Source organism: Enterobacter quasimori, assembly GCF_018597345.1.
Classification (GTDB): Bacteria; Pseudomonadota; Gammaproteobacteria; order Enterobacterales; family Enterobacteriaceae; genus Enterobacter; species Enterobacter mori.
This window is the reverse complement of record NZ_JAHEVU010000005.1, coordinates 181,060-200,282: the sequence shown is the minus strand read 5'-3', so window position 1 is coordinate 200,282 and position 19,223 is coordinate 181,060. Positions and strand designations below refer to the sequence as shown.

Genomic DNA, 19,223 nt, shown 5'->3' with positions numbered 1-19,223 from the left:
ACAGGTTGTTTCATGAGGATTTAAAAATGCTCAGTCAAATACAACGTTTTGGCGGTGCCATGTTTACCCCGGTGTTGCTGTTTCCGTTCGCTGGGATCGTGGTGGGAATCGCCATCATGCTTCGCAACCCGCTGTTTGTCGGCGAAGCCTTAACCGCCCCCGATCATCTTTTCGCGCAGATCGTTCACATCATTGAAGAGGGCGGCTGGGCGGTGTTTCGCAATATGCCGCTGATTTTTGCCGTTGGCCTGCCGATTGGCCTGGCGAAGCAGGCGCAGGGCCGCGCCTGCCTGGCGGTGCTGATTAGCTTCCTGACCTGGAACTACTTCATCAACGCGATGGGGATGACCTGGGGCCACTTCTTTGGCGTCGACTTCTCCGCCGAACCGACGGCGGGAAGCGGGCTGGCGATGATTGCCGGCATCAAAACGCTCGATACCAGCATCATCGGTGCCATCGTGATTTCAGGCATCGTCACCGCCATCCACAATCGCTACTTCGACAAGCCGCTGCCGGTATTTCTGGGGATTTTCCAGGGCAGCTCGTTTGTCGTTATCCTCGCATTCTTCGTCATGATCCCCTGCGCCTGGCTGACGCTGCTGGGCTGGCCGAAAGTGCAGATGGGCATTGAGTCCCTGCAGGCGTTCCTGCGTTCTGCCGGTGCGCTGGGCGTATGGGTCTATACCTTCCTGGAACGCATTCTGATCCCAACCGGATTGCACCACTTCGTCTACGGTCCGTTCATCTTCGGCCCGGCGGCGGTGGAAGGCGGTATCCAGGTCTACTGGGCGCAGCATCTGCAGGAATTCAGCCAGAGCACCCTGCCGCTGAAAACTCTTTTCCCGGAAGGCGGGTTCGCGCTGCACGGCAACTCCAAAGTGTTTGGCTCGGTCGGGATTGCGCTGGCGATCTGGTACACCGCGTCGCCGGAAAACCGCGTCAAGGTCGCGGGGCTGCTGGTCCCGGCCACGCTTACCGCGGTGCTGGTGGGCATTACCGAACCGCTCGAATTCACCTTCCTGTTTATCTCGCCGCTATTGTTTGCCGTTCACGCCGTGCTGGCGGCCACCATGGCAACGGTGATGTACACCTTCGGCGTGGTCGGGAACATGGGCGGCGGCCTGCTGGACCAGTTTCTGCCGCAAAACTGGATCCCGATGTTCCACAACCACGCCTCGACGGTGTTCACCCAGATCGGCATCGGCGTCTGCTTTACCGGAGTTTACTTCGTGGTCTTCAAAACGCTGATTGCGCGTCTGAACCTGAAAACCCCGGGCCGGGAAGAGAGCGAAATCAAGCTCTACAGCAAGGCCGACTATAAGGCGGCGCGCGGGCAAACCACCGCTCCGGCCGCGGCCAGCCAGCAGGTCGGGCAGGCCGCCGGATTCCTGCAGGCGCTGGGCGGTGCGGCCAACATCGAAAGCATTAACAACTGCGCCACCCGCTTGCGTATCGCCCTGGTCGACATGGCGAAAACGCAAAGCGATGACGTCTTCAAAGCCCTCGGCGCCCACGGCGTGGTGCGACGCGGCAACGGCATTCAGGTGATTGTCGGCCTGCACGTTCCTCAGGTACGCGACCAGCTGGAATCGCTGATGAAAACTCCTTTAACAAATGAACAAACCACCCTGACAGAGGCTATATCATGAAAAAATTCTCAGTTGTCATTGCAGGCGGCGGCAGCACCTTTACGCCTGGTATCGTCCTGATGCTGTTAGCCAACCGTGACCGTTTCCCGCTGCGCGCCCTGAAGTTCTATGACAACGACGGCGCGCGTCAGGAGACCATCGCCGAAGCGTGCAAAATCATCCTTAAGGAGCAGGCTCCGGAGATTGAGTTCAGCTACACCACCGATCCGAAAGCGGCGTTTAGCGATGTCGATTTCGTGATGGCGCATATCCGCGTGGGTAAATACCCGATGCGCGAAAAAGATGAAAAAATCCCGCTGCGCCACGGCGTGCTGGGTCAGGAAACCTGCGGTCCGGGCGGGATTTCCTACGGCATGCGCTCTATCGGCGGCGTGCTGGAGCTGGTGGATTATATGGAGCAGTACTCTCCGAATGCGTGGATGCTGAACTACTCCAACCCGGCGGCGATTGTCGCGGAAGCCACGCGCCGCCTGCGCCCGAACGCCAAAATTCTCAACATCTGCGATATGCCGATCGGCATCGAAGGGCGCATGGCACAAATTGTCGGCCTGAAAGACCGCAAAGAGATGCGCGTGCGCTACTACGGCCTGAACCATTTCGGCTGGTGGACGTCGATTGAAGACCTGAACGGCAACGATCTGATGCCGAAGCTGCGCGAATACGTGGCGAAAAACGGCTATGTTCCGCCTTCAGAAGATGCCCATACCGAAGCGAGCTGGAACGATACGTTCGCTAAAGCAAAAGACGTGCAGGCGCTGGATCCGGACACCATGCCGAACACCTACCTGAAGTATTACCTGTTCCCGGACTACGTGGTCGCGCATTCCAACCCGGAACGCACCCGCGCCAATGAGGTCATGGATCACCGTGAGAAGCACGTGTTCAGTTCCTGCCGGGCGATTATCGAGGCGGGTAAATCCTCTGCCGGTGAGCTGGAAATCGACGAACATGCGTCGTACATCGTCGATCTGGCGACGGCAATCGCCTTCAACACCCAGGAGCGGATGCTGCTGATTGTGCCCAACAACGGGGCCATCCATAACTTTGATGCCGACGCGATGGTGGAGATCCCGTGCCTGGTGGGCCATAACGGGCCGGAGCCGCTCACGGTGGGCGATATTCCGCACTTCCAGAAAGGGCTGATGAGCCAGCAGGTGGCGGTGGAAAAACTGGTGGTGGATGCCTGGGAGCAGCGCTCGTACCAGAAACTCTGGCAGGCGATCACCCTGTCGAAAACCGTGCCGAGCGCGTCCGTCGCGAAGGCGATTCTGGATGACCTGATCGAGGCCAACAAGGATTACTGGCCAGCGCTGCACTGATTGTCCTGACCGGCATCGCCCGATGCCGGTCTCCTTGTCCTTGTCGATTTACGCTATGCTGAAGCCTGCCCGTAGCACGACAAGGAACCTTCATGAAAATTTCCCGCCTCGGCGAAGCGCCGGACTACCGCTTCTCGCTGGCTAATGAACGCACGTTTTTAGCGTGGATCCGCACCGCGCTGGGCTTTCTTGCCGCCGGGGTGGGGCTCGACCAGCTCGCGCCTGATTTTGCCACGCCGCTGATCCGCGAGGTGCTGGCGCTGCTGCTGTGCCTGTTCGCGGGCGTGCTGGCGATTTACGGCTACCTGCGCTGGCTGCGCAATGAGAAGGCGATGCGTCTGAAGCAGGATCTGCCCTATACCCGCGGGCTGCTTATCATCAGCGGGATTTTGCTGGCGGTGGCGGGCGTTGTGATGGTGCTGGTGTTCTATGGCGGATAGCCGCAAAGCGCGACGCGAAGCGGACCCCGGCCTGCAGCCGGAGCGGACGTCACTCGCCTGGCTGCGCACGCTGCTGGGGTATGGCGCGCTGATTGCCCTGGCGATTAAGCACAACTGGCACCGCACCGGGGTGCCGTTCTGGATCTCGCTTGTCGTGCTGGCGCTGGTGGCGATTATTCTATGGCGCTATACCCGCAGTCGTAACCTGATGGACGTGGCAAAAGAGGATGTTGTGCAGCCGAAGGCGGTGCGGGATAAGTTCCTGATCGCCCTGGCCGTGCTGTCTCTGTCACTGCTGTTTGCGGTAACCCACATTCAACAAATTTTGCAGTTGTAGGCCGGGTAAGGCGCAGCCGCCACCCGGCATAATTACTTCCCTTTCGCCAGATACTTCGCCATCTCGTCTTCCGGCACCATCCCGCCGCCGGTCGCCCACACCAGGTGGGTAACGCTGGCATCTGAAGGCACGCGCAGCGGCCCGGCCATGCCCGCCAGCGCGGACGGTTCCAGCCGAATCCCTTCCTCCTGCGCCAGCCAGCCGAGCATGTCGTACATGCTCTGATCGGAAAGCGTATAGAACCCATCGAGCAGGCGCTCCATCGCGCGGCCCACGAAGCCGGACGCGCGTCCTACCGCCAGACCGTCCGCCGCCGTCACGTTATCAATGCCCAGATCCTGCACCGCAATCTCATCGTGCAGGCCGGTGTAAACGCCCAGCAGCATGCACGGTGAGTGCGTGGGCTCCGCGAAGAAGCAGTGGACGTTGTCGCCAAAGGCCAGCTTCAGGCCAAACGCCACGCCGCCAGGGCCGCCGCCGACGCCGCACGGCAGGTAGACGTACAGCGGATGCTCCGCATCCACCACCCGGCCCTGTTCGGCAAACTGCGCCTTCAGGCGCTCGCCCGCCACCGCATAGCCCAGGAATAAGGTGCGCGAGTTTTCATCGTCGATGAAAAAGCAGTTCGGATCGCTTTCCGCCGCTTTGCGTCCCTGCTCTACCGCCACGCCGTAATCCTGCTCATATTCCACGACGATGACGCCGTGGCTGCGCAGTTTGGCTTTCTTCCACTCGCGGGCGTCGGCGGACATATGCACCGTCACCTTAAAGCCGATGCGGGCGCTCATAATACCGATGGACATCCCGAGGTTGCCGGTTGAGCCTACCGCAATGCTGTACTGGCTAAAGAAGTCCTTAAAGCGCGGCTCCAGCAGAATGCTGTAGTCGTCTTCGAGGCTCAGCAACCCGGCTTCAAGCGCCAGTTTCTCCGCGTGGGTCAGCACCTCATAGATGCCGCCGCGCGCTTTGATCGAGCCGGAAATCGGCAGATGGCTGTCTTTTTTTAGCAGCAGCGTGCCGGGAACGGATTTGCCAGACTCTTTCTCCAGCCGCGCCTGCATTGCCGGAATGGCGACCAGGTCGGATTCGATAATTCCGCCCGTTACCGACGTTTCCGGGAAGGTTTTCGCCAGATACGGCGCGAAGCGGTTGAGCCGCGCGTGCGCGTCGTCCACGTCGGCTTTGGTCAGCCCGACATACGGCAACCCTTCGGCAAGCGTCGTGGTGCGCGGGTTTAGCCAGGTGGTTTCTTTCAGGGCAACCAGATCCTCAACCAGAGGAAACTGTGCGGTTAAAGTAGTGATAGTTGCGTTTTCCATAGTACGTCTCTTCGCGCTCAGATAATGAAAGAAAGCAGGAATGTGCCGCCAAGTGCAAGCACCGAGGCGATAAAGGTCGCCGTCGTATAGTATTTGAAGGTCTCATTCAGGGTCGCGCCGCAGTATTGCTTCACCAGCCAGAAGAGGGAATCGGTCACGATCGTGCAGCCAATGGCGCCGGAACCGATGGCAATGGTGACGATCTCCGGGCTGACGTTCGGGTAGAGCGGCAGCATCGGCGCGACTATCGCCGTTGCCCCCATCATCGCGACCGTGGCGGAGCCGACAGCGGCATGCAGCACCAGCGCCACCAGCCAGGCGAGCAGGATAGGGTGCATGTGCAGGTTCGAGAGAATATGCGCCAGCGAGTCCGCCAGTCCGCTGGTTTTGAGAATGGCGTTAAACGCGCCGCCCGCGCCGATAATCAGCAAAATGTTGGCGATAGAGCCGAAGCCGTGCTCGGTGTGCGTCAGCATGGTGCCCATGCCCATATGCTGGCGGATCCCCAGCAGGTAGTAGGCGACAAACACGGCGATAAACATGGCGGTGATCGGGTTGCCGATAAACTCCAGCAGCGTATACAGCGTGCCTTCTTTTGCCATGTTCAGCTCGGCGATGGTTTTCACCAGCATCAGGGCAATCGGTAGCAGCACCGTGAACAGCGTGGCGCCCAGCGACGGCAGGGTATGCTCTTCACGCACCTTCAGGTCTGAAAATTCCGCCGGAACCGGCTTATACGGCAGACGATTGCCGAGCAGTTTCAGGAACAGCGGGCCGCCGACCAGCGAGGCCATCAGGCCTACCATCAAACCGTAGACAATGACCGTCCCGACGTCCGCACCTAATTTATTGGTCACAAACAGGGCAGCAGGATGCGGCGGCACCACGCAGTGCACCGCCATCAGCGCGGTACAGAGCGGAATAGCCAGCTTGAGCAGCGACGTGTGGGTCTTTTTGGCGATGGAAAACGCCAGCGGGATGAGCAGTACTACGCCCACTTCCACGAACAGCGTAATGCCGCAGATCAGGCCCACCAGCACCATAATCACGTCTGCTGACAGCCAGCGGCAGCGCTGCAGTGCGATCCCGATGCGCTCGGCCGCGCCGGAAACCTCCATCATCTTGCCGAGAATGGTGCCCAGACCAATCACCGCCGCCAGGAAGCCCAGCGTGTCGCCAATCCCGCTCTCAATGGCGTTCACCATATCCAGCGGGCTCATCCCCATCATCGCGCCGACGAAAAAGCTCGCCAGCAGCAGCGCGAGGAACGGGTGAAACTTCAGTTTTACGATGGTTAAAACAATCAACACAATGCTGACCAGCAGCGTTGCCACAACCCAGACCTGAGATCCCATATCTCACCTCACCCTTATGTCATCTGGGGGTATTGGACGAAAAAGCGGCGTGGGCTGACAAACGATATAAATTGGCGTTCAGGTGAGCCAGATTGGATCAACTCAGTGACTGCTCTCTAAAAAGCGCACTTAATTCGTATTAGGTTCACATTAATTCACCCTTAAACGGTATGCTGAGCGCAGAAACCACGCGCGAGAATTGTGATGACCGATGCAAATGAAGCCAGAAACCGGCTGTTAAACGGCTGGCAGCTGTCGAAAATGTACACCTTTGAAGTGGCCGCCCGGCATGAGTCCTTCGCTCTGGCGGCGGAGGAGCTGTCGCTCAGCCCCAGCGCGGTGAGCCACCGCATCAACCTGCTGGAAGAGGAGCTGGGTATTCAGCTGTTCGTCCGCTCGCACCGTAAAGTCGAGCTGACGCAGGAGGGAAAGCGCGTCTACTGGACGCTAAAATCATCCCTCGACACCCTGAATCAGGAGATCCTGGATATCAAAAACCAGGCGCTGTCCGGTACGCTGACGGTCTACTCCCGGCCGTCGATCGCCCAGTGCTGGCTGGTACCCATGCTGGGTGATTTTACCCGCCGCTATCCATCGATTTCGCTCACCATCCTGACCGGCAATGATTACGTCAATATGCAGCGAACGGGTATCGATCTGGCGCTTTATTTCGACGATACGCCGCCTAACCATCTCTCTCATCACTTCCTGATGGACGAGGAGATCCTGCCCGTCTGCTCGCCGCAGTATGCCCGTGAGCATGAACTGTTGAAAAACCCCGATAACCTCAGCCACTGCACGCTGCTGCACGATCGTCAGGCCTGGAGTAATGATTCCGGTACGGATGAGTGGCTGAGTTGGGCGCAGCACTTTGCGGTGAATATGCCGCCATCGTCGGGCATTGGTTTCGATCGTTCCGATTTGGCTATCATTGCGGCCATTAATCACGTCGGCGTCGCGATGGGGAGAAAGCGGCTGGTGCAGAAACGGCTGGAACGAGGCGAGCTGATCGCCCCGTTTGGCGAAAAGACCCTGAAATGCCATCAGCACTACTATATCTCGACGCTTTCCGGCCGTCAGTGGCCGAAAATAGACGCCTTTATCGGCTGGCTGAGAGAACTGGCAGGTTGAAGAATTATTACGCTTTCGCGCTACACCAAATGTGAAAAAGCGTGCTAAATACAGGTAATGCTTTCGATTTATCCAGGGTAAACCGTGTTAAAGCCTTTTATTGCCACTGCGTTGCTGATCTCTTCCGGCTGGGCGATTGCCGCTGAGCCGCCGCTGACGGCTGCCCATTATGCGCAGCAGCTTGGCGTCGGGATGGACGTGGACTGGGCGCGCACCGAGCGCGGCATACGCGAATTCGACCCGCTGGTGGTACGGGATTTTCGTGCAAAAGGCATTACTCACGTGCGCATCCGCGTGGCCGATGAGCCGACGGAAGCGCGGCTGATCCACCTGCGCAAGCTGGTAGAAGCCTGCGAGCAGTATGGCGTGATCCCGATTGTCGCTTATCAGGCTGATGAATATAAAAACGACCCAAAAGCCGATAACGAGAAAGAGGCGATCAACTGGTGGATTGCCGTGGCACACTATTTCGGTCAGAGCTACCCGCTGCTGGGTTTTGATCTCATCTACGAACCCGCCGACAAGCTTAACCACAACCTCACGTCGCTAAACCGCGTGTATGAAAAAACCATTAAAGCGATCCACGACATTGACCCGCAGCGCATGATCTTCATCGCGCCGCGCCTGCGTGCCGCGCCGGAGGATTTATCCAGCCTGAAGCTGCCCGCGCACAGCCAGAACTACCTGCTGGCGGAGTGGCATATTTTCCCGTGGGGGCCGCTGAAGAATGGCGGCAAATACCCGTGGACGTCCGGCACGGCGGCGGAGAAAGCGGCTATCCATAATCGCATCAATACCGCGCTGCGCTGGCAGCAAAAAACCGGTCACGTTAGCTGGGTCGGGGGCTGGGGCGTGGGGGAGTCAAATCACCTCACGCCAACCGCTTCGCAGCTGGCCTTCGCCACCTTTATGGCCTGCGAGCTGCAAAAGGCGAAAATCCCGTATGCGTTGAACGCGGACTTCCAGTTTTACGACGGGGAAGAGGGCGCCTGGCGGCCTGCGCCAGAGCCGTTACTACAGGCGATGATTGCGCCCGTCTGTGAAAAGCCCGGCGAGAAGCCGGGCCATCATGCGGTTAAACCGGCTGCTCGTGATGCGGGACACGCGACGCCAGCGGCAGCCAGCACAGTAAGATCAGCAGCCCCATCAGCGTCATCAGCAGGCCCAAACTAGCCTGCCCGGTCTGCGGCATCATCGCCGAGAGCCAGGCCAGCGCGCCGGAGCCGATATTCTGCAAGCCGCCCACCAGCGCGCCCGCCGTGCCTGCAAGAAACGGGAACGGCTCCATCGCGCCGCTGGTCGCCAGCGGGAACAGCATCCCCGCGCCGAAGAAGAACAGCGCCGCCGGGATGAGCAGAGTCCAGACCGTCATCACGCCAAACAGCCCCGGGATCCACATCATCAGACCCGCCAGCAGGCAGCTGATCACCGACTGCCACATCAGGGTAGAGAAGCGCTTGTTTGGTCGCCCGGCAAACCACGCGCCGAAGAACGCCGCCGGGATCGGCAGAATAAACAGAATACTCACGACCATGCTGCTCAGGCCCAGCCCAGCGCCCAGCAGCACGCCGGAGCAGGCTTCGAACACCGCAATGCCCGCCAGGCCGCCGATCAGCATCAGCAGGTAGCAGGTAAATGATCCGTTGCCGAACAGCGTTTTATAGCTGGTGATGAGCTTCGTGCGCGGCGCGTCCTGCGGGCGCGTTTCCGGCATCCAGCGCGCCATGCTGAAGGTGACAATGACGCACAGGACCAGCAGAAAGGCGTAGCAGGCGCGCCAGGACCACACCGTGTCCAGCAGGCCGCCGATCAGCGGGGCGAGAAGCGGGCTGACCAGAATACCCATGTTCAACAGGCTGTTGGCATGACGAAGCTGGGTGCCCTGATACATATCGCGCGGTAAGGTACGCGCCATTACCCCCCCGACGCCGGTGCCGACGCCCTGCAGGGCGCTGGCGGCAATCAATACGGTCAGGCTGTGGGTGGTAATGGCAATTACCGTCGCCACCATGAAAATGCTCATGCCCACCAGGATCACTGGGCGGCGCCCGACGCGGTCGGACAGCGGACCGTAAAAGAGTTGCGAAACGCCATAGGTCAGCAGGTACGCTGCCATCACGCTCTGCACCGCGCCCTCGCGGACGTTAAGTTCCTTTGCCATGTCGGCAATCGCCGGAATGTAGATGGTTTGCGCCATCTGACCGACGGCCACCAGTAACACCAGCATCAACAATAAGTTAACGTTCCTTTGTTTTTTCATGTCGCTGAATACTTTTGCCAAAAGAGAAAAATGAAGAATAAGTGACTGCGCATTCCCATAAATGCGCGAGGAATCTACCACAGAGAGATGACAATTTAAGCATTGTCTTGGTGAATGAAAAAAACGGCAAAGGCAGGATTTGTAAACAAGAACGGCAACTAATGTTGCCAGTGCTTTACGCCAGACGCAGCAGAATGGCGCCGCCGGCAATACCCAGCGCCGCGGCGATGCGCAGACCGGCAACTTTCTCTTTTAAAAGGACAAACGCAATCAGCGCGCCAAAGAGTATGGAGGTTTCCCGCAGCGCCGCGACTACCGCCAGCGGTGCCTGCGTCATTGCCCAAAGCGCCAGACCGTAAGAGCCCATCGTCCCAACCCCCCCAAGCAGCCCCTTTTTCCAGTGCAGACGCAGGTAGCCGGACGCCTCGCGCCGACGCGCCACCATCGCCCAGCCCAGGAGGCAGAAGCCGTTCATAAAGAAGGTCCACAGCGTATAGCCCAGCGCGGTGTCCGACAGCCGCACGCCGGTGCCGTCCACCAGCGTGTAGCCTGCGATAAAACAGGCATTCAGCAGCGCCAGCCAGATCCCTTTCCGCGACTGCATGCGCCCGTTCATCGCCATCGCCAGAATCGACAGGCAAATTACCCCGATCCCGGACCAGGCGAGCCACGAAAGGCTATCGCCAAGCGCCAGCACGCTGATCAGCGCCACCAGCAGCGGCGCGGTGCCGCGCATCAGCGGATAGGTCTGGCTCATATCGGAGACCTGATAGGTCTTCGCCACCAGCACCGTGTACACCACCTGTAAGGTGCAGGAGACTAACAAAAACGGCCAGCTTGCGGCAGAGGGCTGTGGGGAAAAGGGCAGTAAGACCAGAGCGATAACCGTGGCGGAGCCGCTGACGCTTATGGCGGAATAGAGCTTGTCCGTTCCGGCTTTCACGATGGCGTTCCAGCTGGCATGCAGCAGTGCGGCGAACAGCAAAATGCAGAAAACGGTGATGGTCATGGCGTATCGGGTGGTGAATTGTCACTCAACTGTAACATTCACGCCCTGATGCTGCCAGCCGCTTACACCGCACAAAAAAGGCGGTGCGTCACCCGCGGTTCGTCTGAGACCAGGGTAAAACCCGCTTGATGATAAAATCCATACGCGCTGTCCGGCGCGTGGGTATTGAGGAAATCAAACCAGATGCTGGCATCGGCCATCACGACGGTTAAAAGCTGCTTGCCAATCCCCAGCCCGCGGCACTTCTCGCTGACGTAGAGATGGCGAATACGTCCGGCGCGCGGCTGCTGGCTGAACGGATCGCGGTTGAGGCCGCACACGCCGACCAGCCTGCCGTTGAGAAACGCGCCCAGCAGCTTTTCACCCGGTGCGTTAAAGCGGTTCTCACCACGCTGCCAGCTCTCTTCCAGCCTGCGCAGCATGTTGAAATTCAATGCGATACTTTCAGCCTTCAGGGCGATATACCCCGGCTCATCGGGCGTGACGGGCTCAATTAACAGACGCGACATAGCATTCCCTCGTTATTAAAGAGGGGCGGTTGCCCGCCCCTCTCAGGTGCGACTTGAACCTGAATTACCGAAGGAATTTCAGGACAGCATCAAGCAGTTGCAGTACTGCAACAATGAGTTTGAGGATAAGTATCACCATATCCACTACGCTCATACGCGTCTCCTTTTGGTTAAAAGGAGCACGATGCTGGCGTACCTTTCCGCCGCCTGTTGCCAGCACCTGGATTGACGTAACACAGTGTGCTCACTTCAGGGGTTAAGGCACTGACGGCACCACCCGTTTCAGCCAGGACTTCGTTGCGCCGGTAGAACTGCGGCCCCCTCGCTCACTGCGAACACCCTCAGTATAGATAAATACTGTATGCATGAACAGTATTTTATGGACAAAATTTGGAAGGCGAGCCATACTCAAAAACGTCAAAATCCGTGCCGGAATTGCGCGTTCCTCTTCGATCGCGTATACTTTTTACGTTGACGTAACACAGTGTGTTCTGCGGCAACCAACCGCAAAACCCTGATAAAAACCTCGCTCCGGCGGGGTTTTTTGTTTTCACCACCCAACAAACGAAACGTGATCCCTGACGCATTTTTGCGCAGATGAAAATATTTCCATTGTCACGCCCGAAAACCTGTGTTTGTATAAATTCAATCAATGAATCCAAACACAGGTCCCCAATGACTTCATCCATCTTCACTTCGACCCTACTAAAAACTGCGCAACCAGCCGCAGTGGTCGTCGTGCGTGTGGTGGTGGTCGTCGGCAATGCGCCGTAGGGACTGGATCAACACACGAATCCAAAACCCCGCCGGCGCAAACCGGGCGGGGTTTTTCGTTTAGGACCCTCCCCGGAAAGTCGGCCCAGAAGAAAAGGACTGGAGCATGGCAAGTTCGGGCACAACATCCACCAAAACGCGTTTTACCGGCGCGCAGCTGATCGTTCATTTGCTGGAGCGACAGGGCATCACTACCGTTGCGGGTATCCCGGGCGGCACGGTGCTGCCGCTGTACGACGCGTTGAGCCAAAGCACGCAGATCCGCCACGTGCTGGCGCGTCACGAGCAGGGGGCAGGCTTTATCGCTCAGGGCATGGCGCGTACCCAGGGTAAACCGGCGGTCTGTATGGCCTGCAGCGGCCCGGGCGCAACCAACCTGGTGACCGCCATCGCCGACGCGCGCCTCGATTCCATTCCGCTGATCTGCATCACCGGCCAGGTACCGTCCTCGATGATCGGCACCGATGCGTTCCAGGAAGTGGACACCTACGGCATCTCTATCCCCATCACCAAACATAACTACTTAGTTCGCGATATCAGCGAGCTTCCTCAGGTTATCAGCGATGCGTTCCGCATTGCGCAGTCCGGCCGCCCGGGCCCGGTGTGGATAGACATTCCTAAGGATGTCCAGACCGCAGAGATCGAGATCGACGTCCTGCCGGAGCCGGGCGACCGTGCCCCCGCGCCGGCATTCAGCGCTGAGAGCGTGCGCGACGCCGCCGCCATGATTAACGCCGCCAAACGCCCGGTGCTCTATCTGGGCGGCGGGGCGATTAACGCCGCGGATGAAATCCGCGAGTTTGCGGAAAAAGCTAACCTGCCGACCACCATGACCCTGATGGCGCTGGGCATGCTGCCAAAAGCGCACCCGCTGTCCCTGGGGATGCTGGGCATGCACGGCGCGCGCAGCACCAACTACATCCTGCAAGAGGCGGATTTGCTGATTGTTATGGGTGCGCGTTTTGATGACCGGGCGATCGGCAAAACCGAGCAGTTCTGCCCGAACGCGAAAATCATCCACGTGGATATCGACCGCGCCGAGCTGGGTAAAATCAAGCAGCCGCACGTGGCGATTCAGGGCGACGTGGCCGAGGTGCTGGCGCAGCTGATCCCGCAGACGGACGCCGCCGACCGCGCCGACTGGCGTAAGCTGGTGGCCGATCTGCAGCGCGAGTTCCCGGGTGCCATCCCAACCGAAGGCGACCCGCTGAGCCACTATGGTCTTATCAACGCCGTTGCCGCCTGCGTGGACGACAGCGCGATTATCACCACCGACGTAGGCCAGCACCAGATGTGGACCGCTCAGGCCTACCCGCTGAACCGCCCGCGCCAGTGGCTGACCTCCGGCGGCCTGGGCACCATGGGCTTTGGCCTGCCCGCAGCGGTGGGCGCGGCGCTCGCCAATCCGGACCGCAAGGTCATCTGCTTCTCCGGCGACGGCAGCCTGATGATGAACATTCAGGAGATGGCGACCGCGGCCGAAAACCAGTTAGACGTGAAAATCATCCTGATGAACAACGAGGCGCTGGGTCTGGTGCACCAGCAACAGAGCCTGTTCTACAAGCAGGGCGTGTTTGCGGCGACCTACCCGGGGATGATTAACTTTATGCAGATTGCCGCCGGTTTTGGCCTGCACACCTGCGATCTGAACGCCGAAGAGGATGCCCACGCGGCACTGCAGGCGGCGATTTCTCGCCCTGGCCCGGCGCTGATCCACGTGCGTATCGACCCTGAACAAAAAGTGTATCCGATGGTGCCGCCGGGTGCGGCAAATACTGAGATGGTGGGAGAATAAGCCATGCAGAAACAACATGATAACGTCATTCTGGAACTCACCGTCCGCAACCACCCTGGCGTCATGACGCACGTTTGTGGGCTGTTTGCCCGCCGGGCGTTTAACGTGGAAGGCATTCTTTGTCTGCCGATTCAGGGCAGCGAGCACAGCCGCATCTGGCTACTGGTCAATGACGATCAGCGGCTGGAGCAGATGATCGCGCAGATCGACAAGCTGGAAGACGTGACTAAAGTGGCGCGCAACCAGTCCGATCCCACCATGTTTAACAAAATTGCGGTGTTTTTCGAGTAAATCGCTTAAGGTAAGCGTCTTTCGCTCTTGTAGGCCGGATAAGCGCAGCGCCATCCGGCATTTTCAGACCGCAGGAACACGCATGACCACCATCGCCCTTATCGACGACCACCTTATCGTCCGCTCTGGCTTTGCCCAGCTTCTCAACCTCGAACCGGATTTCCAGGTCGTGGCCGAGTTTGGCTCCGGTCGCGAGGCGCTGGCGTGCCTGCCGGGGCGCGGGGTGCAGGTCTGTATCTGCGACATCTCAATGCCGGATCTCTCCGGGCTGGAGCTGCTAAGCCAGCTGCCGAAAGGGATGTCGACCATTATGCTGTCTGTCCACGACAGCCCGGCGCTGGTCGAGCAGGCGCTCAACGCGGGGGCGCGCGGCTTCCTCTCTAAGCGCTGTAGCCCCGACGAACTGATCGCCGCGGTCCGCACCGTCTCCACCGGCGGCTGCTATTTAACGCCGGATATCGCCATCAAGCTGGCGGCCGGACGTCAGGATCCGCTCACCAGACGCGAGCGTCAGGTTGCGGAAAAACTCGCGCAGGGAATGTCGGTAAAAGAGATTGCCGCCGAGCTGGATCTGTCCCCGAAAACCGTGCACGTTCACCGCGCTAACCTGATGGAAAAACTTAACGTCAGCAACGACGTCGAGCTGGCGCGCCGCATGTTCGACAGCTGGCAATGAGTTCCGCTTTATCACGGCTGATCGCCGTCGTCGCCAGCTTTTTTATCTTCTCCGCCGCCTGGTTCTGCCTGTGGAGCATCAGCCTGCACCTGGTGGAGCGCCCGGAGCTGGCTGTACTGCTCTTTCCCTTCGGCCTGCGTCTGGGGCTGATGCTGCAATGCCCGCGCGGCTACTGGCCCGTCTTGCTGGGCGCAGAGTGGCTGATGCTGGTCTGGCTGGCGCAGGAAGTCGCCCTCGCGCACCTGCCCTTATTGATGACCGGAAGCCTGCTTACGCTTCTCCCGGTTGCGCTGATTTCCCGCTACCGTCACCAGCGCGACTGGCGCACGCTGCTGCGGCAGGGGGCGGCGCTGATTGTCGCCGCGTTGTTACAATCCCTGCCGTGGATTGGCGAGAAGGAGATGCTCAACGCCCTGCTGCTGACCCTCACCGGCGGCCTGACGCTCGCGCCGACCTGCCTCGTTTTCTGGCACTACCTCACCAGCACCGTCTGGCAGCCGCTCGGCCCGGCGCTGGTTTCCCAACCGGTGAACTGGCGCGCCCGGCACCTCATCTGGTATCTGCTGCTGTTCGTGGTAAGCCTGTGGCTCCAGCTTGGCCTGCCCGCCGAACTTTCACGCTTCACGCCGTTTTGTCTGGCGCTACCGATTATCGCCCTGGCCTGGCACTACGGCTGGCAGGGGGCGCTGATCGCGACCCTGATGAACGCCATCGCGCTGATTGCCAGCCAGACCTGGCACGATCATCCTGTGGATTTGCTGCTTTCCCTGCTGGCCCAGAGCCTGACCGGGCTGCTGCTCGGCGCGGGCATTCAGCGCCTGCGCGAGCTGAACCAGTCCCTGCAGACCGAACTGGCGCGTAACCGTCGTCTGGCGGAGCGTCTGCTGGAGACGGAAGAGAGCGTGCGGCAGGAGGTCGCCCGCGAGCTGCACGACGATATCGGTCAGACCATCACCGCCATTCGCACCCAGGCGGGCATTGTCCAGCGCCTGGCGGCTGAAAACGCGGGCGTAAAGCAGGGCGGAGCGCATATCGAGCAGCTTTCACTTGGCGTGTATGACTCGGTGCGACGCCTTCTCGGCAGGCTGCGTCCGCGCCAGCTTGACGATCTGTCCCTGGAGCAGGCGGTGCGTTCCCTGATGCGCGAGATGGAGCTGGAAAGCCGCGGCATTGTCAGCCATCTCGACTGGGGCATCAATGAAGCCACCCTGAGCGAAGGCCAGCGCGTGACGCTGTTCCGCGTCTGTCAGGAGGGGCTGAACAATATCGTCAAACACGCCAGCGCCAGCGCGGTCACGATCCAGGGCTGTCAGCAGGACGAGCGCCTGATGCTGGTGATTGAAGACGACGGTTGCGGCCTGCCGCCAGGCTCCGGCCAGCAGGGCTTTGGCCTGGCGGGCATGCGCGAGCGCGTGAAGGCGCTCGGCGGCACGCTGAACATCTCCTGCACCCACGGGACGCGCGTGAGCGTCAGCCTGCCGTTACGGAGCCACCATGTTTAAAACCCCTGCCAGCGCCGCGCCGATTGGCGACAAAGCGGAAATCGACGCCCGCTACCGCTACTGGCGTCGCCATATCCTGGTTACTATCTGGCTCGGCTACGCGCTGTTCTACTTCACCCGCAAAAGCTTCAACGCCGCCGCGCCGGAGATCCTCGCCAGCGGCGTGATGGCGCGCACCGACATCGGCCTGCTGGCGACGCTGTTTTACATCACCTACGGCCTGTCGAAGTTCGTCTCCGGTATCGTTAGCGACCGCTCTAACGCCCGCTATTTCATGGGCGTTGGGCTGATCGCGACCGGGGTGGTGAACATCCTGTTTGGCTTCTCCACCTCGCTCTGGGCCTTTGCCCTGCTGTGGGCGCTGAACGCCTTTTTCCAGGGCTGGGGCGCACCGGTCTGCGCCCGCCTGCTCACCGCCTGGTATTCGCGCAACGAGCGCGGCGGCTGGTGGGCCGTCTGGAACACCGCGCATAACGTCGGCGGGGCGCTGATCCCGATGGTGGTGGGCGCGGCGGCGCTGCACTATGGCTGGCGCGCGGGGATGATGATTGCCGGTTGCCTCGCGATTGTCGCTGGGCTGTTCCTCTGCTGGCGCCTGCGCGACAGGCCGCAAACCGTCGGCCTGCCTGCGGTAGGCGACTGGCGGCACGACGAGATGGAGATTGCCCAGCAGCAGGAGGGCGCGGGGCTGACCCGCAGGGAGATCCTCACCAAATACGTGCTGAAAAATCCGTACATCTGGCTCCTCTCTCTCTGCTACGTGCTGGTTTACGTGGTGCGCGCGGCGATCAACGACTGGGGCAATCTGTACATGTCCGAGACGCTCGGCGTGGACCTGGTGACCGCCAACTCGGCGGTGACGATGTTCGAACTGGGCGGGTTTATCGGCGCGCTGGTGGCGGGCTGGGGATCGGATAAGCTGTTCAACGGCAACCGCGGCCCGATGAACCTGATTTTCGCCGCCGGGATTTTGCTCTCCGTCGGCTCGCTGTGGCTGATGCCGTTCGCCAGCTACGTGATGCAGGCGGCGTGCTTCTTCACCATCGGCTTCTTCGTGTTTGGCCCGCAGATGCTGATCGGCATGGCGGCGGCGGAGTGTTCCCACAAAGAGGCGGCCGGTGCGGCGACGGGCTTTGTCGGGCTGTTTGCCTACCTCGGCGCATCGCTCTCCGGCTGGCCGCTGGCGCGGGTGATCGACGTCTGGCACTGGAGCGGTTTCTTCGCGGCGATTGCCATCGCGGCGGGGATCTCCGCCCTGCTGCTGCTGCCGTTTTTGCACGCGCAGGCACCGCGCGAAGCGTGATGCACCTCACCTTTTACTGCCGAGTGGCGCAAAACTAAGAAATTTTCCCGGTTTCACCTGGACGCTGTCTCAGGCATCTCTCCCGGCTGATTTTTACAATGCTGCAAAAATCAGCTCAGGAGTAACTCAGTCATGCTGGCCTTCTTAAATCAGGTGCGCAAGCCGACCCTGGATCTGCCGCTCGACGTGCGGCGCAAGATGTGGTTCAAACCGTTCATGCAGTCCTATCTGGTGGTCTTCATCGGCTACCTGACCATGTACCTGATCCGCAAAAACTTTAACATCGCGCAGAACGACATGATCTCCACCTACGGGCTGAGCATGACGCAGCTGGGGATGATTGGCCTGGGCTTTTCCATCACCTACGGCGTGGGGAAAACCGTCGTGTCCTACTACGCGGACGGCAAAAACACCAAGCAGTTCCTGCCGTTTATGCTGATCCTCTCCGCCATCTGTATGCTCGGCTTCAGCGCCAGCATGGGCGCGGGTTCCGTCAGCCTGTTCATGATGATCGCCTTCTACGCCCTGAGCGGTTTCTTCCAGAGCACCGGCGGGTCGTGCAGCTACTCCACCATCACCAAATGGACGCCGCGCCGCAAGCGTGGTTCGTACCTCGGCATGTGGAACATCTCCCACAACCTCGGCGGTGCCGGTGCGGCTGGCGTGGCGCTGTTTGGCGCTAACTACCTGTTCGACGGCCACGTGATCGGCATGTTTATCTTCCCGTCGATTATCGCCCTGATTGTCGGCTTTATCGGCCTGCGCTACGGCAGCGACTCTCCGGAATCGTACGGCCTCGGCAAAGCCGAAGAGCTGTTCGGCGAGGAGATCAGCGAAGAGGACAAAGAGACCGAAGAAAACGAGATGTCCAAATGGCAGATTTTTGTTGAGTACGTGCTGAAAAACAAAGTGATCTGGCTGCTGTGCTTTTCGAACATCTTCCTCTACGTCGTGCGTATCGGCATCGACCAGTGGTCGACCGTGTATGCCTTCCAGGAGCTGAAGCTTTCTAAAGAGGTGGCGATTCAGGGCTTCACCCTGTTCGAAGTGGGCGCGCTGGTTGGCACGCTGCTGTGGGGCTGGCTCTCCGACCTCGCCAACGGTCGTCGCGCGCTGGTGGCCTGCGTCGCGCTGGCACTGATTATCGCCATGCTCGGCGTCTACCAGCACGCCAGCAACCAGTACGTTTACCTGGCGTCCCTGTTCGCGCTCGGCTTCCTGGTGTTTGGTCCGCAGCTGCTGATCGGCGTGGCGGCAGTGGGCTTCGTGCCGAAAAAAGCGATCGGCGCCGCCGATGGGATTAAAGGCACCTTCGCCTACCTGATCGGCGATAGCTTCGCCAAGCTGGGTCTGGGCATGATTGCTGACGGCACGCCGATTTTCGGCCTCACCGGCTGGGCGGGCACCTTCGCGGCGCTGGATGCAGCAGCGATTGGCTGTATCGTCCTGATGGCGATGGTCGCTGTGCTGGAAGAACGTAAAATCCGCCGTGAGAATCGTGCGCAGAAGCAGAAATTGAAAGCAGCCTGAGTGTGCAGGTGACTTCTTTGCCCG

19 protein-coding genes are annotated in these 19,223 nt (G+C 60.0%); 13 read left to right on the top strand and 6 right to left on the bottom strand.

Annotation, left to right across the window (positions count from 1 at the left end):
- The first annotated feature begins 26 nt into the window (after positions 1-26).
- The 4 genes from KK102_RS19035 to KK102_RS19020 all read left to right on the top strand — a co-directional run bounded on the left by KK102_RS19035 (position 27) and on the right by KK102_RS19020 (position 3,745).
- Positions 27-1,649: an alpha-glucoside-specific PTS transporter subunit IIBC gene (locus KK102_RS19035; protein WP_032664651.1), complete on the top strand. Its 1,623-nt coding sequence runs from the start codon at positions 27-29 to the stop codon at positions 1,647-1,649.
- A complete protein-coding gene (locus tag KK102_RS19030; RefSeq protein WP_126545767.1) occupies positions 1,646-2,968 on the top strand; it encodes a 6-phospho-alpha-glucosidase in 1,323 nt (440 codons plus the stop codon). The genes KK102_RS19035 and KK102_RS19030 overlap by 4 nt, the downstream gene beginning before the upstream one ends.
- Positions 2,969-3,060: 92 nt before the next feature.
- Positions 3,061-3,408 carry a YidH family protein gene (locus KK102_RS19025; protein ID WP_032648558.1) on the top strand — a complete coding sequence of 116 codons (348 nt, stop codon included), beginning with the start codon at positions 3,061-3,063 and terminating at the stop codon, positions 3,406-3,408.
- Positions 3,398-3,745: a DUF202 domain-containing protein gene (locus tag KK102_RS19020; protein WP_045895413.1), complete on the top strand. Its 348-nt coding sequence runs from the start codon at positions 3,398-3,400 to the stop codon at positions 3,743-3,745. Before KK102_RS19025 ends, KK102_RS19020 begins: the two co-directional genes overlap by 11 nt.
- 32 nt (positions 3,746-3,777) lie before the next feature.
- On the opposite strand, the gene dsdA is transcribed toward KK102_RS19020, so the two are convergent.
- Together dsdA and dsdX are read right to left on the bottom strand one after the other, a co-directional pair.
- Entirely contained in the window at positions 3,778-5,064 is a 1,287-nt protein-coding gene (gene dsdA, locus KK102_RS19015) for a D-serine ammonia-lyase (protein ID WP_216358224.1), read from the bottom strand.
- A 17-nt stretch (positions 5,065-5,081) separates the two neighbouring features.
- On the bottom strand, positions 5,082-6,419 hold the full coding sequence (dsdX, locus tag KK102_RS19010; RefSeq protein WP_216358223.1) for a D-serine transporter DsdX: 1,338 nt from the start codon (positions 6,417-6,419) through the stop codon (positions 5,082-5,084).
- Between the two features lie 204 nt (positions 6,420-6,623).
- Here dsdX and dsdC point away from each other — a divergent pair, with 204 nt between their 5' ends.
- Together dsdC and KK102_RS19000 are read left to right on the top strand one after the other, a co-directional pair.
- Positions 6,624-7,550: a DNA-binding transcriptional regulator DsdC gene (dsdC, locus tag KK102_RS19005; protein WP_024907380.1), complete on the top strand. Its 927-nt coding sequence runs from the start codon at positions 6,624-6,626 to the stop codon at positions 7,548-7,550.
- A gap of 84 nt (positions 7,551-7,634) precedes the next feature.
- Positions 7,635-8,723, top strand: a complete 1,089-nt coding sequence (locus KK102_RS19000) for a cellulase family glycosylhydrolase (protein ID WP_126545763.1) — start codon at positions 7,635-7,637, stop codon at positions 8,721-8,723.
- On the opposite strand, the gene emrD is transcribed toward KK102_RS19000, so the two are convergent.
- The 4 genes from emrD to tisB form a co-directional block, all read right to left on the bottom strand.
- Positions 8,626-9,810, bottom strand: a complete 1,185-nt coding sequence (emrD, locus tag KK102_RS18995) for a multidrug efflux MFS transporter EmrD (protein ID WP_216358222.1) — start codon at positions 9,808-9,810, stop codon at positions 8,626-8,628. The genes KK102_RS19000 and emrD overlap by 98 nt on opposite strands.
- Before the next feature lie 175 nt (positions 9,811-9,985).
- Positions 9,986-10,819, bottom strand: coding sequence for an EamA family transporter (locus KK102_RS18990; protein ID WP_126545761.1), 834 nt, complete (start codon positions 10,817-10,819; stop codon positions 9,986-9,988).
- A 62-nt stretch (positions 10,820-10,881) separates the two neighbouring features.
- Positions 10,882-11,328 (bottom strand): GNAT family N-acetyltransferase, encoded by a 447-nt coding sequence (locus tag KK102_RS18985; RefSeq protein WP_126545760.1) that lies wholly within the window; start codon positions 11,326-11,328, stop codon positions 10,882-10,884.
- Positions 11,329-11,392: 64 nt separating this feature from the next.
- Positions 11,393-11,482 (bottom strand): type I toxin-antitoxin system toxin TisB, encoded by a 90-nt coding sequence (gene tisB, locus KK102_RS18980; RefSeq protein ID WP_023309830.1) that lies wholly within the window; start codon positions 11,480-11,482, stop codon positions 11,393-11,395.
- A 521-nt stretch (positions 11,483-12,003) separates the two neighbouring features.
- Here tisB and ivbL point away from each other — a divergent pair.
- From ivbL to uhpT, 7 genes are all read left to right on the top strand, one after another.
- A complete protein-coding gene (gene ivbL, locus KK102_RS18975) occupies positions 12,004-12,102 on the top strand; it encodes an ilvB operon leader peptide IvbL (RefSeq protein ID WP_057979964.1) in 99 nt (32 codons plus the stop codon).
- Between the two features lie 106 nt (positions 12,103-12,208).
- Positions 12,209-13,897 (top strand): acetolactate synthase large subunit, encoded by a 1,689-nt coding sequence (gene ilvB, locus KK102_RS18970; protein ID WP_216358221.1) that lies wholly within the window; start codon positions 12,209-12,211, stop codon positions 13,895-13,897.
- Positions 13,898-13,900: 3 nt separating this feature from the next.
- Positions 13,901-14,188 carry an acetolactate synthase small subunit gene (gene ilvN / locus KK102_RS18965; protein WP_028014960.1) on the top strand — a complete coding sequence of 96 codons (288 nt, stop codon included), beginning with the start codon at positions 13,901-13,903 and terminating at the stop codon, positions 14,186-14,188.
- An 82-nt stretch (positions 14,189-14,270) separates the two neighbouring features.
- Positions 14,271-14,864 carry a response regulator transcription factor UhpA gene (gene uhpA, locus KK102_RS18960; RefSeq protein WP_216358220.1) on the top strand — a complete coding sequence of 198 codons (594 nt, stop codon included), beginning with the start codon at positions 14,271-14,273 and terminating at the stop codon, positions 14,862-14,864.
- Positions 14,861-16,366, top strand: coding sequence for a signal transduction histidine-protein kinase/phosphatase UhpB (gene uhpB, locus KK102_RS18955; RefSeq protein WP_216358219.1), 1,506 nt, complete (start codon positions 14,861-14,863; stop codon positions 16,364-16,366). The genes uhpA and uhpB overlap by 4 nt, the downstream gene beginning before the upstream one ends.
- Positions 16,359-17,669, top strand: a complete 1,311-nt coding sequence (gene uhpC / locus KK102_RS18950; protein WP_216358218.1) for an MFS transporter — start codon at positions 16,359-16,361, stop codon at positions 17,667-17,669. The genes uhpB and uhpC overlap by 8 nt, the downstream gene beginning before the upstream one ends.
- A gap of 132 nt (positions 17,670-17,801) precedes the next feature.
- Complete coding sequence (uhpT, locus tag KK102_RS18945; protein WP_216358217.1) at positions 17,802-19,199, top strand: hexose-6-phosphate:phosphate antiporter; 1,398 nt, start codon at positions 17,802-17,804, stop codon at positions 19,197-19,199.
- Positions 19,200-19,223: the final 24 nt, after the last annotated feature.